Source organism: Mesorhizobium sp. M0626, assembly GCF_040320665.1.
In the GTDB taxonomy this organism is placed as follows: Bacteria; Pseudomonadota; Alphaproteobacteria; order Rhizobiales; family Rhizobiaceae; genus Mesorhizobium.
On sequence record NZ_JAMYQD010000005.1, the window covers coordinates 277,665 to 292,853 of the forward strand.

Consider the following 15,189-nt stretch of genomic DNA (forward strand, 5'->3'; position numbering starts at 1 on the left):
CTGACAGGCTCCATGCGCGCACTGCAACTTATCGAGGACCGCCGTCTTGAAACGGTGGACCTGCCGCCCCCGCCGCCCCCCACATTGGGCGAAGTCACGCTGCGCATCAAGGCGGTGGCGCTGAACCATATCGACGTCTGGGGCTGGCGTGGCATGGCCTTCGCCAAGCGTAAGCTGCCGCTGGTCGTCGGCGCCGAAGCCTCCGGCGAGGTCGAAGCTGTCGGCCCCGGCGTCTCCAGCCTGCTGCCCGGACAATTGGTGTCGATCTACGGCGCGCGCACCTGCGGCCTTTGCCGCGCCTGCCGCGAAGGCCGTGACAATCTCTGCGAACATGTCTCGGGCGTCCACGGCTTCCATCTCGACGGCTTTGCGCAGGAGAAGATCAACCTGCCGGCGCGCCTGCTGGTCCCGGCCCCTCCAGGCGTGACCGATGTCGGCGCTGCCGTCGCCCCCGTCACCTTCGGCACCGTCGAGCACATGCTGTTCGACAATGCCAAGCTGCAGCCCGGCGAAACCATCCTCATCCATGCCGGGGGCTCCGGCATCGGCTCGGCGGCGATCCAGCTGGCCAAGCGCATGGGTTGCTCCATCATCACCACGGTCGGCTCCAACGACAAGATCGACAAGGCCAAGGCGCTCGGCGCCGACCATATCATCAACTACCGCGACGACCGTTTCGAAGGCGTCGTGCGCAAGCTCACCAGGAAGAAGGGCGTCGACGTCGTCTTCGAACATGTCGGCGCCGACACCTTTGCCGCCTCGATGCTGTGCCTCAAGCGTGGCGGCCGCCTGGTCACCTGCGGCTCGACCTCCGGCGTGTCGACGCAGATCAATCTGATGCAGCTGTTCCAGCAGCAGCTGAAGCTGCTTGGGTCCTTCGGCTGCCGCATGGAGAACATGGCCAACGCCATGCAGAAGATGGCGGCGGGACAGGTCGCACCTGTCATCGACACCGAGGTCGGCTTCGACGGCATCGACGCCGCGTTGAAGCGCATGGAAGGCCGCGACGTGTTCGGCAAGATCATCCTGCGCGTTTCCTAGGACAATGGCCGGCTCGGTGTTCAAGAAAGCCCGCCGGGACTTCATGTTCCGCTATGGCCGAAGACTGCGCCAGATGGAGCACTGGCTGGTGGCGCGCGCGGCGATGACGATCATCTCGCTGCTGCGCCTCTTGCCCGCCGACAAGGCGCTCAATTTCGCCGACCGCGCGGCCCGCCGCATCGGCCCCCGTGTCGGGCGCCACCGCGTCGCCATCGACAATCTGCGCCTTGCCTATCCCGAAAAGAGCGATGTCGAGATCGAGGCCATCGCCTCCGACATGTGGGGCAACATGGCCCGGCTCGCCGCCGAATACATCTTTCTTGACGCGCTCTTCGACTATGATCCGAACGCAGCGACGCCCGGCCGCGTCGAAGTCGGTGGCGCCGACCATTTCCATCAGATAGCTGGCGAGGACAAACCGCATATCCTGTTCACCGGCCATCTCGGCAATTTTGAATTGCTGCCGGTGGCTGCCGCGACGTTCGGCATGAAGATCACGGCGCTGTTTCGTCCGCCGAACAATCCTTACCTCGCCGATTATATCCATTCGACGCGGCGTTCGAGCATGGGCGCCTTGCTGCCGTCTTCGACCGGCGCCTCCTTCGCGTTGGCGTCGATTCTGGAGAAAGGCGGCAATATCGGCGTTTTGGTCGACCAGAAATTCTCCAGCGGACTGGAGACGATCTTCTTTAATCGCCCATGCCAGAGCAATCCGGTTCTGGGCATGCTCGCCCGTCACTATGATTGCGACGTCTATCCGGCGCGATGTGTGCGGCTGCCAGGCAACCGCTTCCGCCTCGAGATCGAGGACAAGCTGACCTTGCCGCGCAATGAAAGCGGCAGCGTCGATGTCGCGGCCACCACCCAACTGCTCGCCGACGTGGTCGAGCGCTGGGTGCGCGAAGATCCGGGACAGTGGATGTGGTTCCACAAAAGGTGGGAAATCTCAGGCCGGCGTCGCCGCCGGCGCGGACAGGCCAACGCCACCGGCCAGGGGCAGCGTCAATCTTAAGTCGTCGAAAGCCTCAGTTCGTCACAACGATCCGCGTATTGCCGAAGCCGACTTCGCGCACCATCGCATAGAACATCGCGGCATTGGCGGTGTGCAGCCGCACGCAGCCATGCGATGCCGGACGCCCTAGCTGCCTGACCGCGCCGGTGCCGTGGATGGCGTAGCCGCCATGGAAGAACACCGAGTAAGGCATTGGCGACATGTGGTATTTCTTCGAATACCACATCCGCGCCGTGCGTTGCGGCCGATAGGTGCCGCGCGGCGTGAAATAGCCACTGCGGGCGGTCGACACGCTCCAGCGATAAAGCACCTGGCCGTATTGGCTGACGGTCATGGTCTGCGACGAGACGTCGATGCTGGCCACCAGCGAGGCAGCCCTGCTTTCGATGGACGTGCCGAACAGCATCGCCGCAAAAGCAGCTGCCATGAGAACGATTTTAGTCATGAGATCAAACCCCTTTGATGCCCCTTGCCTGCCCTGTCATCACGCGGTTTTTCATCTTTTTAACGACAGGTGAGTGATCTAACACACACTCCTTGATAAATTCGCCAATCTAAAGCAGCGAATTTGAACGATTTTCCGCCATAGTTGCCGCTGCGACACGAAGTTTCGGCGCCAGTGGCGCGATGCTTGCAAAACCACCCCCTTGCCTGCTCAAATCCGGGAATGAACAAACGACTCTTCAAAGCGATAGACGCCCGTGTTGATGACCTGGTCGCACTGACCGCCGACCTGATCCGCTTCCCGACCATCAACCCGCCTGGCGAAGCCTATCGCCCCTGCGCCGAATATATCGGTGCGCGCCTAGGCAGGCTTGGCTTCGAAACCGAATTCATCCGCGCCGAAGGCACGCCCGGCGATACCGACCGCTATCCCCGCGTCAATGTCGTCGCCCGCTTCGACGGCCGCTCGCCTGGAGCCTGTGTCCATTTCAACTCGCACATCGATGTGGTCGAAGCCGGCGAAGGCTGGAGCGTCGATCCCTTTGCCGGGGTGGTGAAGGACGGCAAGGTCTACGGCCGCGGCGCCTGCGACATGAAAGGGGGCATGGCCGCCTCGATCATCGCGGCGGAAGCCTTCATGGAGGTATTCCCCGACTTTCCCGGCGCCATCGAAATTTCGGGCACGGTCGATGAGGAGTCCGGCGGCTTCGGCGGCGTCGCCCATCTGGCGAAGCTTGGCTATTTCTCGAAACCCAAGGTCGACCACGTCATCATCCCGGAGCCGCTGAACAAGGACCGCATCTGTCTTGGCCATCGCGGCGTCTGGTGGGCGGAGATCGAGACCAAGGGCGAGATCGCGCATGGCTCGATGCCGTTCCTCGGCGACAATGCGGTGCGCCACATGGGCGCCGTGCTGCAGGCCTTCGAGGACAAACTGTTTCCGGCGCTCGACCGCAAGGTGACGCGCATGCCTGTCGTGCCCGAAGGCGCAAAGCGCTCGACCATGAACATCAACTCGATCCATGGCGGCCAGACCGAGGATTTCCGCCCCGGCCTGCCCTCACCCAACGTGCCCGACGCCTGCCGGCTGACCATCGACCGCCGCTTCCTGCTCGAGGAGGACCTTGCCACGGTCAAGAGCGAGGTGACCGATATCCTCGACCGGCTGAAGCGCGAGCGCAAAAAGTTTGACTACGAGATTCGCGACCTGATGGAGGTGCTGCCGCTGATGACCGAGCGCGACGCGCCGGTGGTCAAGGCGGTGGCGCAAGGCATCATGGCGATCTTCGACCGTGAGCCGGATTATGTCATTTCACCAGGCACTTACGACCAGAAGCACATCGCCCGCATCGGCCACATCTATGATTGCATCGCCTATGGCCCGGGCATTTTGGACCTCGCCCACCGGCCCGACGAATGGGTCGGTATCTCTGATATGGTGGAGTCGGCCAAGGTGATGGCGATCGGGCTGAATGTGCTGCTTAGGGGCACGGCCGCGGACTGAACCATCGACTTCGCTGAAAAAACATTCCTCCCCGCGCCGCTGCAGAGCACGAAACGCAATTTACTCCACCTCGAAATCACGCTTCTATCGCACCAGGGTTCGAGCATTTGGGAGTTGCACGATGAAATTGTGGAAAACCATTCTTGCCGCCGCGGTGCTGGCACTGGCCGGCAGTCAGGCATTTGCCGCACGCACCGACCTGGTGATCGGCATTCCGCTCGAGCCGCCGCATCTCGATCCGACCGCCGGTGCTGCCGCGGCGATCGACGAAGTGCTCTACGCCAACGTCTTCGAGGGCCTGACCCGCATCGGCCCGAATGGCGAAGTGCTGCCCGACCTTGCCGAGAGCTGGGCCATTTCCGACGATGGCAAGGTCTACACCTTCAAGCTGCGCACCGGCGTCAAATTCCATGACGGCAGCGACTTCGACGCCGGCGACGTGAAGTTCTCGCTCGACCGCGCCCGCGCCGACAATTCCGTAAACGCGCAAAAGGCCCTGTTCGCCGCCATCGATACGGTCGAAGTCGTCGATCCGGCAACGGTCAAGGTGACGCTGAAGAACCCGCAAGGGTCGTTCCTTTACAATCTGGGCTGGGGCGACGCCGTGATCGTGGCGCCGGAGAGCGCCGACACCAACAAGGAAAAGCCCATCGGCACCGGCCCGTTCAAATTCCAGAGCTGGGCCAAGGGCTCGTCGATCACGCTGGTGAAATCGGACACTTACTGGGGCGCCCCGGTGTTCCTCGACAAGGCCGAGTTCCGCATCGTTCCCGACGCCGCTGCCGCCGTGCCGGCGCTGCTCTCCGGCGACATCCAGGCTTTCCCTTTCTTCGATCCCGACAGCGTCGCGCAGGTCAAGGACGATCCGCGCTTCAAGGTGGTGATCGGCTCGACTGAGGGCGAGACCATTCTGGCGATCAACAACAAGAAGCCGCCTTTCGACAAGCTCGAGGTGCGGCAGGCAATTGCCTTCGCGCTCGACCGCAAGGCGATCATCGACGGCGCCTCGGCCGGCCTCGGCGTGCCGATCGGCTCGCACATGTCGCCCGCCAGCAAGGCCTATGTCGACCTCACCGGCCTGTACCCGCACAATGTCGAGAAGGCCAAGGAGTTGCTGAAGCAGGCCGGCTTCGAAAACGGCATCAAGGCGACGCTGAAACTGCCGCCGCCCTCCTATGCGCGGCTTGGCGGCGAGATCATCGCCTCGCAGCTGCGCGATGTCGGCATCGACCTCGAAATCATCCCGGTCGAATGGGCGCAGTGGCTGGACCAGGTGTTCACCAAGAAGGATTACGACCTGACCATCGTCTCTCACACGGAGCCCAACGACATCGATATCTACTCGCGCAAGGATTATTACTTCAACTACGACAATCCGGCCTTCGACAAGATCATCGCCGAGCTGAACCTCACCTCCGACGACGCCAAGCGCAACACGCTGCTCGGCGAAGCACAGAAGATCCTGGCCGACGACGCCGTGGTCGGCTTCCTCTATGAACTGCCGAAGGTCGGCGTCTGGGACGCCAAGCTGCAGGGCCTGTGGGAAAACGCCCCGATCCAGGCGAATGACCTGACCAAGGTGAAGTGGGCGAATTGAGGCGGCGGGCCAAAGGGCGGCGTTTGCGCTCCGTCACACCCCCCTCTGCCCTGCCGGGCATCTCCCCCGCAAGGGGGGAGATCGGGCTATCATCTCCGCTTTCGCCTATCGCGAACGTTGAACGCTGGTCGACGACACGGAAACTGCTGATCTCCCCCCTTGCGGGGGGTGAGGAGTGGTCCGCGCAGCGGACGGAAAGCCAACTGCTTGGCTTTCCGAACAACGAACGCCCGAAGCGACAGCGAAGGGCCGGGTCCGGCAGGACAGAGGGGGGTGTGACAGAACGCTGCCTTTGCTCAGTCATCGCACTTGGCAACGCACCATTCCCTCCACCATGACCGCCTACCTCCTCCAACGCCTCGCCATTGCCGTCGCCACCTTGATCCTGGCCTCGATGGTCGTCTTCGCCGTGCTCGAAATCCTGCCCGGCGACCCGGCGCGGCTGATGCTGGGCCTCAACGCCAGAGCCGAGCAGGTCGAACTCCTGCGCAACCAGATGGGCCTCAACGCGCCGCTTCTCCTGCGCTACCTCCATTGGGTCGGCGGTCTGCTCAGCCTCGATTTCGGCCGCTCCTACACTTATTCGGTGCCGGTCATCGACCTTGTCCGCGAGCGCATGGCGGTTTCCCTGCCGCTGGCGCTAATCGCGCTGGCGCTGTCCACCATCATTGCCATCCCGGTCGGGCTCTATTCCGCCAGCCGGCGCGGCCGGGCCGGCGATACGATCGCTATGGGCGCCGCCCAGCTTGGCGTTGCCATCCCGAACTTCTGGTTCGCGCTGATGCTGATCTACCTCTTTGCCGTCTGGCTGCGGCTAGTGCCGGCCGGCGGCTTTCCCGGCTGGAGCGCTGGCGCCTGGCCGGCGCTGAAATCGCTGCTGCTGCCGGCCGTAGCACTTGCGCTGCCGCAGGCGGCGATCCTGGCGCGCGTTGCCCGCTCGGCGCTGATCGAGGTGCTGAACGAGGACTATATCCGCACCGCCCGCGCCAAGGGCCTGCCCTATCGCGCTGTGCTGTGGCGGCACGCACTGCGCAATGCGATGATCCCGGTTCTGACCATTCTGGGCCTGCAATTCGCCTTCTTGCTCGCCGGCACCATCATCATCGAGAACGTCTTTTATCTGCCGGGCCTCGGACGGCTGGTGTTCCAGGCGATCACCCAGCGCGACCTGATCGTGGTGGAAAGCATCGTCATGCTGCTGGTCGTCGCCGTCATTGCCGTTAACCTCGTCGTCGACGTCTCCTATGCCATCGTCGATCCGCGCCTTCGAGGCCGGCAATGACGCTGCACATCGACATCCCGCAGGAGACGTTGGGCAGCATTCTGGCCAAGGCCTTCCGCAACCGCTCCTTCCTCATCGGCTTCGCCATCACGGTGCTGGTGGCTGCAATCGCGGTCATCTCCTGCGTCTGGACGCCCTACGACGTGACCAAACTGGTGATCTCGGACAAGACGCTGGCGCCCTCTGCGGCGCACTGGTTCGGCACCGATCATTTCGGCCGCGACATCCTGTCGATGATCATGGTCGGCGCCCGCAACTCAATTGCCGTGGCGCTGGTCGCGGTCGGCATCGGCATGGGCGTCGGCGTGCCGCTCGGCGCCTTCGCCGCGGCGCGCGGCGGGTTTGTCGACGAGGCGCTGATGCGGCTGAACGACCTCGTCTTCGCCTTCCCGGCGCTGCTGTCGGCGATCATGATCACCGCCATCTTCGGACCGGGCGCAATCAACGCCATCATCGCAATCGGCATTTTCAACATCCCGGTGTTTGCGCGTGTCGCCCGCGCCGGCGCGCTGGCGATCTGGCCGCGCGAGTTCATCCTCGCCGCGCGCGCCGCCGGCAAGAGCAAGACGCAGATTACAATCGAGCACGTGCTGCCCAACATCGCCACGCTGCTTCTGGTGCAAGGCACCATCCAGTTCGCGCTTGGCATTTTGGCCGAAGCCGGCCTCTCCTATGTCGGCCTCGGCGCCCAGCCGCCAATGCCGAGCTGGGGCCGCATGCTGTTCGACGCTCAGACGCGCATGGTGGTGGCGCCTTGGATGGCCATCTTCCCCGGCATGGCCATCGTCGTCACGGTGCTTGGGCTCAATCTGCTCGGCGACGGCATCGCCGACATACTCGACCCGAAATCGCGGCGGCAGCGATGAGCCTGCTGCAGATGGAGAACCTGTCGCTGGCCATCGGCGACACGCCGATCCTGAAAGGGGTCGACCTCTCCGTCGCGCCCGGCGAGGTGATGGGGCTGGTCGGCGAATCCGGCTCGGGCAAATCGATGACGGCGCTGACCATCATGCAGCTTCTGCCGCATGCTGCGCGCGCCACCGGCCGCGTGACCTTCGACGGCATCGATATTCTGGCCGCAACCGAGGACCAGATGTGCGCGCTGCGCGGCGACGACATCGGCATGGTGTTCCAGGAACCTATGACGGCGCTTAACCCGGTCAAGACGATCGGCGAGCAGGTCGCTGAAGGCATACGCTGGCACACCAGGGCAAGCCGCGCGGAAGCCGAAGACCGGGCGCGCAAAATGCTCGACCGCGTCGGCCTGCCCGAGGCCAAATTCCCGCTGTCGCGCTATCCGCACGAACTGTCGGGCGGCCAGCGCCAGCGCGTCGTCATCGCCATTGCCTGCGCATTGAAACCCAAGCTGCTCATCGCCGACGAGCCGACCACGGCGCTCGACGTGGTGCTGCAGGCGCAGATCCTCGACCTCTTGCGCGGCCTTGTCAGCGAAAACCGCATGGGCCTGCTTCTGATCTCGCACGATCTCGCCGTCGTCACCGAAATGGCCGACCGCATCACCATCCTGCGTCATGGCGAGGTGATGGAAGCCGGCGACACCGCACGCACGCTATCGGAACAGCTGCATCCCTACACGCGCCAGCTGGCGCTGGCCTCCATGCACGTGCCCGCGCGCGCGAAGGTTCACGCCACCGGCCAGGGCAAACCGCTGCTTGAGGTCGAAGGCGTGACACGGGACTATCCGGGCCGGCGCACCTCCCTGTTCAAGTCAGCGGCTCCAATCCGCGCCGTCGACGACGTGTCCTTGTCGCTGGCGCCGGGCCAGTCGGTGGCGCTGGTCGGCCGCTCCGGCTGCGGCAAGTCAACGCTTGCCCGCATGATCCTGGCGCTCGACAAATCGACATCGGGAACGATCCGCTTTCGCGGCGAGACCATCACCGGCAAAAGCGAGGCGGAGCTCAAAGCCGCGCGGCGCGACATGCAGGTGGTGTTCCAGGATCCCTACGGCTCTTTCGACCCGCGCCAGAAGGTCGAGAAACTGGTCGCCGAGCCGCTGCATGTACTGGAAAAGAAGCCGACACCGGCCGAGCGGCGCGAGATGGTGGCGCATGCGCTGCACGAGGTCGGCCTCGGCGTCAGCGACATGGACAAATATCCGCATGAGTTTTCCGGCGGCCAGCGCCAGCGCCTGTCGATCGCCCGCGCCATCATCACAAGGCCGAAGCTGGTCGTCGCCGACGAGCCGGTCTCGGCGCTCGACGTGTCGATCCGCGCCCAGATCCTCGATCTGTTCGCAGAGCTCAACCAGAAGCTCGGCATTGGCTATCTCTTCATCACTCACGATTTGACCGTCGCCCGCGCCATCACCGATGAGGTGCTGGTCATGCATGACGGCAGGATCGTCGAGCGCGGCAAGACCGGCGACGTGCTCGATCATCCGCAGTCGGAGGCGGCCAGGGCGCTGGTCGCGGCTGCGCCCGATCTGCATCGGGCGATCGCTCACCGTATGCAGGAACAGGGGTGAGCGACCGGTTCGCGCAGCGAATTCATCGTGCCAGTGGCACGATGAAAGGTCACGAACGCTGGGACGCTGCGAAGCAGCGGGGACCCGGCCGGGCGGCCGTTGCCCCTGGTCTGCCTCACTCCTCCGGCTTCACCACATCGACCGGGCTGATGTCGAGCAAATCGAGCGTGCGGCGCAACAGCCGCACTTCGCTCTCGGCCAGTTTGGAATCGGCTTTGGCGATCTCCGCCATGTGGAGCGCCAGCAACTTGCGCCGTTCGACATCGAGATCGCGGAACAGCGCCATGGCTTGCGAACCGTTGGTCTCGTAGCCGAAATCATTGAGATATTCGATGACCGCGTCGATGCTGGTTTCCGGGATGCCGAAGGCGTCCTTGCAGATGCGCCGGAAGGCGACCATTTCGCTCTCCGAAACCGAGCCGTCGGCCAGGATCATGCGAAACAGCATCAAGAGTTCCGCCGACAGCACGGGGTCGTCGGCAACCTTGCGCACGCCGGGGTCACCATCGAAGATCGAGCGTATCTGGTCGAGCAATGCCATCGCCAACAGTGTCCCTTTCCCGAGCCCGCCCAGCGCACATGACCCAAAACTGCGCAGCGGTACTGAGATAATGACATGCACCACAGGAAATCCAAGCGCAACGCGCTTGGATGGACGTAGCGCGGAATCGGCCTTGCGCAAACCGGATGGCCATGAGAAGGCGCGGCACCACCTTTCCCGCCGGAATGTTCAGAAAATCCCGATGCTCGACCTCGCTACCCAGACCGTCATCATGCTTGCCTTCGCCGCCTTTGCAGCCGGCTTTGTCGATTCGATAGCCGGCGGCGGCGGGCTGATCACCATCCCGGCCCTGCTGCTTGCCGGCTTCCCGCCCGTCGCAGCACTTGGAACCAACAAGCTGCAGGGCATTTTCGGCACCGCTTCGGCGACCATCCACTACGCCATGAATGGCCATGTCGATCTGCGCCGACAGCTGCCATCGGCGCTTCTGGCCCTTGCCGGCAGTGCCGTCGGCGCCTTGCTGGCGGCATTCGTGCCGGGTGATCTCCTGCGGGCGCTGCTGCCGCTGCTTTTAATCGCCATCGCGATCTACTTCGCCGTGAAACCCAACATGAACGATGTCGACCGCGCCGAGCGCCTGTCGCCCTTCCTGTTCGGGCTGGTCATCGCCCCTTTGGTCGGCTTCTATGACGGGCTGTTCGGGCCGGGAGCCGGCTCCTTCTACATGCTGGCCTTCGTCAGCCTCGCCGGCTTCGGCGTGCTCAAGGCCACGGCACACACCAAGCTGCTCAATTTCGCCTCCAACATCGGCGGCTTCATCGTCTTTGCTATCGCCGGCGTCGTCTACTGGAAGATCGGGCTGGTGATGGGCATCGCCCAGTTCCTCGGCGCCCGGCTCGGCGCCAGCCTTGCCATCCGCATCGGCGCAAGGCTGATCAAGCCGCTGCTGGTGATCATCTGCCTGGCGCTGGCGGTGAAGCTGCTGGCCGATCCGGCGAACCCATTGCGCCAGCTAGTTGGTGTATGAGCCGCACGCCTGATAGGATGCCGTTGTACGAATCATGTTGGAGGGACCACACATGAATCTTAGTGCACCCACTCAGCTTGTTTTCATCATATCCCTAGTCATCGCCATCATCGGCGTGCTCGCCGCGCTTGGCGTTCTTGCGTTCATTCCTCTGGCTGCGGTGTGGATTGTCCTCATCGCATACATCGTGCTTGCCGCCGCCTGCCTGATGCGCGGCGCCTAGGCACCCGCGACCTCTGCAATTCGAAGCGCCCGGTCAAAAGCCGGGCGCTTTTGCTTTGGATGCATGGTCTGTTAGGGTCTTCCGCGGAAGGATGGCCATGAAGCGAAGCGGACGCGCAGACCCGAGGATGGCGAAACGGTGGACGGTCCTACCTTGCTAACCCAAAAATCGCATCGCACTCAAGATGGCGCTCCAGCTCGGTGGCGATCTCGTCCAGCGCTTTTTCCACGTCCGCGCGATAGTCGATGCCGCCGCCTTTCACGCCGAGGCTTTCCAGGAATCTCGCCCGGAAAGCGTCGGCGGAAAACAGGCCGTGCAGATAGGTGCCAAAAACCTTGCCATCGGCGGAAATGGCACCGTCGTCGATGCCGTTGATCACAGCCGACGGCCGCGCCATGTCCGGCCCGGTGGTGCGGCCGAGATGGATTTCGTAGCCCTCGAGCGCCAAGCCGAACGGCACCGAGCGCGCGCTGACATTGCGCACCGTCTTTTCCGGTTCCATCACCGTCTCGATGTCGAGCAGACCAAGACCTTCCGCCTCGGTGACGCTGCCCTCGATGCCATCGGGATCGCGCACCAGGCGGCCGAGCATCTGGAAACCGCCGCAAATGCCGACGATATGGCCGCCGCGTTTGCGGTGCGCGAGGAGATCGCGATCCCAGCCATTCTCGCGGAATTTCATGAGATCCCCGATCGTCGATTTGGAACCGGGAATGACCACCAGGCCGGCATCCTCCGGCAAGCGCTGCCCTGGCGGCACGAACACCACTTCGACCTGCGGCTCGGCCTTGAGCGGGTCGAGGTCGTCGAAATTGGCGATGCGGCCAAGCATCGGCACGGCGACCTTCAACGCCCGCTTCTCGCCCGATGCCAGGCGTTCGAGCACGACCGAATCCTCCGAAGGCAATCGCGCCGCCGCCTTCAGCCACGGCACGACGCCAAAGCAGCGCCAGCCGGTGAAGCTTTCGATCGACCGGATGCCGTCGTCGAACAGCGAGACATCGCCGCGGAACTTATTGATGAGGTAGCCGACGATCATGCGCCTGTCTTCCTCCGGCAGGATCAGATGCGTGCCGGCGACCGAAGCGATGACGCCACCGCGGTCGATGTCGCCGACCAGGATGACCGGCACGTCGGCGCGCGTGGCAAAGCCCATATTGGCGATGTCGCGGCTGCGCAGGTTGATTTCGGCCGGCGATCCGGCGCCCTCGACGACGACCAGATCGGCGCCCTCACCGACCTTCGTCCAGGACTCCAGCACGGCGTCCATCAGCCCCGCTTTCATTGTCTGGTAGTCGCGCGCTCGCGCCTCGCCGAACACCTTGCCCTGCACGATCACCTGCGAACCGATATCGCTCTGGGGTTTGAGCAGCACCGGATTCATATGCACGGTCGGCTGAACACCACACGCCAGCGCTTGCAGCCATTGCCCACGGCCAATCTCGCCGCCGCCGGCGCGGTTGTCGCCCGGAATGTCGGCGACGGCGGCATTGTTCGACATGTTCTGCGGCTTGAACGGCCTGACTTTCAGCCCGCGATTCCTGGCCGCGCGGCAGAGCCCCGCCACCAGCACCGTCTTGCCGACATCCGAACCCGTGCCTTGCAGCATAATCGCCTTGGCCATGCTCAGCCCCTGCCCTGCGCGCCGGAAACGGTCGATTTCTGCGACAGCGGCCCGCCGCGCCAGATGTAGAGCGCCAGCAACGCTTCGCTGCCGGTGCGCATGGCATGGCTGACATTGGAGGCGTGATGGATAATTTCGCCCGCCTGGCGGGTGTGAAAGCCGCCTTCGCCCATGCGCCACTCGGTGCCGCCGGTCAGCGGAATGTAGATCTCCTCGGCAATGTGATGATGGTCGGGATAGGTGATGCCGGGCCCCAGGATCAGCAATCCGGCCGCGACCTCTTCATTGGCGAAATGGCCGCGCGTGCCAAACACCTCCAGCCAGCCGTATTTCTGCAAGAACGCTTCACCAAAATCGCTCGCGTTGTAGGTCTGCCCCCAGCACAGATCGTCACGACGCTCCGCCAGCAGTTGCACCAGAGGCTGCGGGTCCGGCGGCGCCAGTTCGACAATGCGGTCGAGCAGACCAAGGCAAGGCAGCGGATGCGCTTCGAGCACGCGCGCCGTCATATTCCAGCCGATCCGGGTCACGGCGTCCCGCACCAGCGCGTTGTCCACGCCTCGGAGATAGGCATGGAAGCGGTCGAGCAATTCGTCGAAATATGTCGGCACGCAATGCTCCGTTGATCCATTCATGCACAGCGGCTGCGCGGCGAGCCGGTTGCGCGGCGGCATCATTGGTCTAGATTGAGCGGCGCGCAAAGCCAAAAACAACAGGCCAGCAAGCCAACCCCAGCTGGGGAACACAGGGAGCACGCCATGGACGCCGCGGTCGATGCGAGCACCAGTCAGTTCGAACTCAATGAGGAGCAGCGCGCCATCCAGGAGATGGCACAGGCCTTCGCCGCCGATCGCGTTGCGCCCAATGCGCTCGAATGGGACCGGGCAAGACACTTTCCCGCCGATGTAATCCGCGAGACCGGCCCGCTTGGCCTTGGCGGCATCTATGTCAGGGACGATGTCGGCGGCTCGGCGCTCGGCCGGCTCGACGCCGTGCTGATCTTCGAGGCACTGTCGCACGCCGATCCGGCGTTTTCCTCCTTCATCTCTATCCACAATATGGCGGCGTCGATGATCGACCGCTTCGGCGACGACGAGCAGCGCCAACGCTTCCTGCCGAAGCTGACCTCGATGGAATGGCTGGCGAGCTACTGCCTGACCGAGCCGGGTTCAGGCTCGGATGCCGCGGCGCTGAAGACGCGCGCGGTGAAGAACGGCAACGACTATGTGCTTAACGGCGCCAAGCAGTTCATCTCCGGGGCCGGCGACAGCGACCTCTATGTCGTCATGGCGCGCACCGGCGCCGACGGGCCGAAGGGCATTTCCACCTTCGTCGTGCCGAAGGATGCGCCCGGCCTCTCCTTCGGCGCCAACGAGCACAAGATGGGCTGGCACATGCAGTCGACCCGCCAGGTGATCTTCGAGGACTGCAAGGTGCCGGCTGCAAACCTGCTGTCGGGGGAAGGCGCAGGTTTCGGCATCGCCATGGCCGGCCTTGACGGCGGCCGCCTCAACATTGCGGCATGCTCGCTCGGCGGCGCGCAATCGGCGCTCGACAAGGCGCTGTCCTATACCGCCGAGCGCAAGGCTTTCGGCTCGAAGATCAACCAGTTCCAGGCGCTGCAGTTCAGGTTGGCCGACATGGAGACCGAATTGCAGGCAGCGCGGATCTTTCTCTACACCGCCGCCTCGAAACTCGACCGCAAGGCGCCGGATGCCGGCAAATGGTCGGCCATGGCCAAGCGCTTCGTCACCGACATCGGCTTCAACGTCGCCAACGAGGCGCTGCAGCTGCATGGCGGCTACGGCTATCTCCATGATTACGGCATCGAAAAACTGGTGCGCGACCTGCGCGTCCACCAGATCCTCGAAGGCACCAACGAGATCATGCGCGTGATCATCGCGCGGGCGTTGATTGGACGGCAGTAGGCAGTAGGCAGTAGGCAGTAGGCAGTAGGCAAAGGATGACCGGCAAGATCAACTCGTACAAGGATCTTATCGTATGGCAGCAGGCGATGGATCTGGCTGTCAGCACCTACTCATTGACCAAGACATGGCCCAAAGAGGAATTGTATGGGCTGACCAGCCAAATCCGCCGTTCAGCAACCTCTATCCCTGCAAACATCGCGGAAGGCTATGGCCGAGACAACCGAGGCTCCTATCAGCAATTTCTCAGGATAGCCCAAGGCTCGCTGAAGGAGTTCGAGACACACCTCCAAATCGCTCAACGCATTGGCGTTGCCACGCATGGGCAAGCTGAGCACCTGCTTCTGGCGGCCGAGGCCATCGGAAAGATGCTTCGCCAACTTATTATCAAACTCGCACCCGAATAGGTCGCCCTACTGCCTACTGCCTACTGCCTACTGCATACTGACTACTGCCTACTGCCTACTGCATACTGACTACTGCCTACTCATCATGGAGCACCGCTATGACCACCATCGCCTTC

15 protein-coding genes are annotated in these 15,189 nt (G+C 63.5%); 11 read left to right on the forward strand and 4 right to left on the reverse strand.

Features of this window, described 5'->3' with window-relative positions; genetic code table 11:
- The first annotated feature begins 12 nt into the window (after nt 1-12).
- Nucleotides 13-1,041, forward strand: a complete 1,029-nt coding sequence (locus NKI37_RS08475; RefSeq protein ID WP_023696479.1) for a zinc-binding dehydrogenase — start codon at nt 13-15, stop codon at nt 1,039-1,041.
- Nucleotides 1,042-1,045: 4 nt separating this feature from the next.
- Complete coding sequence (locus NKI37_RS08480) at nt 1,046-2,053, forward strand: lipid A biosynthesis lauroyl acyltransferase (protein WP_352790880.1); 1,008 nt, start codon at nt 1,046-1,048, stop codon at nt 2,051-2,053.
- A gap of 13 nt (nt 2,054-2,066) precedes the next feature.
- Here the strand turns inward: NKI37_RS08480 and NKI37_RS08485 are convergent, their stop codons facing one another.
- Nucleotides 2,067-2,498 carry a L,D-transpeptidase gene (locus NKI37_RS08485; RefSeq protein ID WP_023681747.1) on the reverse strand — a complete coding sequence of 144 codons (432 nt, stop codon included), beginning with the start codon at nt 2,496-2,498 and terminating at the stop codon, nt 2,067-2,069.
- Nucleotides 2,499-2,720: 222 nt separating this feature from the next.
- On the opposite strand from NKI37_RS08485, the gene NKI37_RS08490 reads away from it, so the two are divergent.
- From NKI37_RS08490 to NKI37_RS08510, 5 genes are all read left to right on the forward strand, one after another.
- Nucleotides 2,721-4,001 carry an acetylornithine deacetylase/succinyl-diaminopimelate desuccinylase family protein gene (locus tag NKI37_RS08490; protein WP_352790881.1) on the forward strand — a complete coding sequence of 427 codons (1,281 nt, stop codon included), beginning with the start codon at nt 2,721-2,723 and terminating at the stop codon, nt 3,999-4,001.
- Nucleotides 4,002-4,122: 121 nt separating this feature from the next.
- The gene (locus tag NKI37_RS08495; protein WP_352790883.1) at nt 4,123-5,598 is read left to right on the forward strand and encodes an ABC transporter substrate-binding protein; all 1,476 of its coding nucleotides are present in this window, start codon (nt 4,123-4,125) and stop codon (nt 5,596-5,598) included.
- A 334-nt stretch (nt 5,599-5,932) separates the two neighbouring features.
- Entirely contained in the window at nt 5,933-6,880 is a 948-nt protein-coding gene (locus tag NKI37_RS08500; RefSeq protein WP_352790885.1) for an ABC transporter permease, read from the forward strand.
- The gene (locus NKI37_RS08505; RefSeq protein WP_352790886.1) at nt 6,877-7,746 is read left to right on the forward strand and encodes an ABC transporter permease; all 870 of its coding nucleotides are present in this window, start codon (nt 6,877-6,879) and stop codon (nt 7,744-7,746) included. Before NKI37_RS08500 ends, NKI37_RS08505 begins: the two co-directional genes overlap by 4 nt.
- The gene (locus NKI37_RS08510; protein WP_023710756.1) at nt 7,743-9,365 is read left to right on the forward strand and encodes an ABC transporter ATP-binding protein; all 1,623 of its coding nucleotides are present in this window, start codon (nt 7,743-7,745) and stop codon (nt 9,363-9,365) included. Before NKI37_RS08505 ends, NKI37_RS08510 begins: the two co-directional genes overlap by 4 nt.
- Before the next feature lie 115 nt (nt 9,366-9,480).
- Here the strand turns inward: NKI37_RS08510 and NKI37_RS08515 are convergent, their stop codons facing one another.
- Nucleotides 9,481-9,912: a TerB family tellurite resistance protein gene (locus tag NKI37_RS08515; RefSeq protein WP_023691035.1), complete on the reverse strand. Its 432-nt coding sequence runs from the start codon at nt 9,910-9,912 to the stop codon at nt 9,481-9,483.
- A 196-nt stretch (nt 9,913-10,108) separates the two neighbouring features.
- Between NKI37_RS08515 and NKI37_RS08520 the strand changes: the two genes are divergently transcribed.
- Nucleotides 10,109-10,894, forward strand: coding sequence for a TSUP family transporter (locus NKI37_RS08520; protein WP_352499587.1), 786 nt, complete (start codon nt 10,109-10,111; stop codon nt 10,892-10,894).
- Nucleotides 10,895-10,946: 52 nt separating this feature from the next.
- Nucleotides 10,947-11,117, forward strand: a complete 171-nt coding sequence (locus NKI37_RS08525; protein WP_023670429.1) for a hypothetical protein — start codon at nt 10,947-10,949, stop codon at nt 11,115-11,117.
- 148 nt (nt 11,118-11,265) lie between these two features.
- Here NKI37_RS08525 and NKI37_RS08530 read toward each other — a convergent pair whose 3' ends face one another.
- Complete coding sequence (locus NKI37_RS08530) at nt 11,266-12,741, reverse strand: cobyric acid synthase (RefSeq protein ID WP_352790889.1); 1,476 nt, start codon at nt 12,739-12,741, stop codon at nt 11,266-11,268.
- Nucleotides 12,742-12,743: 2 nt separating this feature from the next.
- Nucleotides 12,744-13,352 (reverse strand): dimethylsulfonioproprionate lyase family protein, encoded by a 609-nt coding sequence (locus NKI37_RS08535; RefSeq protein WP_352545367.1) that lies wholly within the window; start codon nt 13,350-13,352, stop codon nt 12,744-12,746.
- A 147-nt stretch (nt 13,353-13,499) separates the two neighbouring features.
- Here NKI37_RS08535 and NKI37_RS08540 point away from each other — a divergent pair, with 147 nt between their 5' ends.
- Both NKI37_RS08540 and NKI37_RS08545 read left to right on the forward strand, forming a co-directional pair.
- On the forward strand, nt 13,500-14,669 hold the full coding sequence (locus NKI37_RS08540; protein ID WP_352790890.1) for an isobutyryl-CoA dehydrogenase: 1,170 nt from the start codon (nt 13,500-13,502) through the stop codon (nt 14,667-14,669).
- 35 nt (nt 14,670-14,704) lie between these two features.
- Nucleotides 14,705-15,073, forward strand: a complete 369-nt coding sequence (locus tag NKI37_RS08545) for a four helix bundle protein (RefSeq protein ID WP_023691031.1) — start codon at nt 14,705-14,707, stop codon at nt 15,071-15,073.
- Nucleotides 15,074-15,189: the final 116 nt, after the last annotated feature.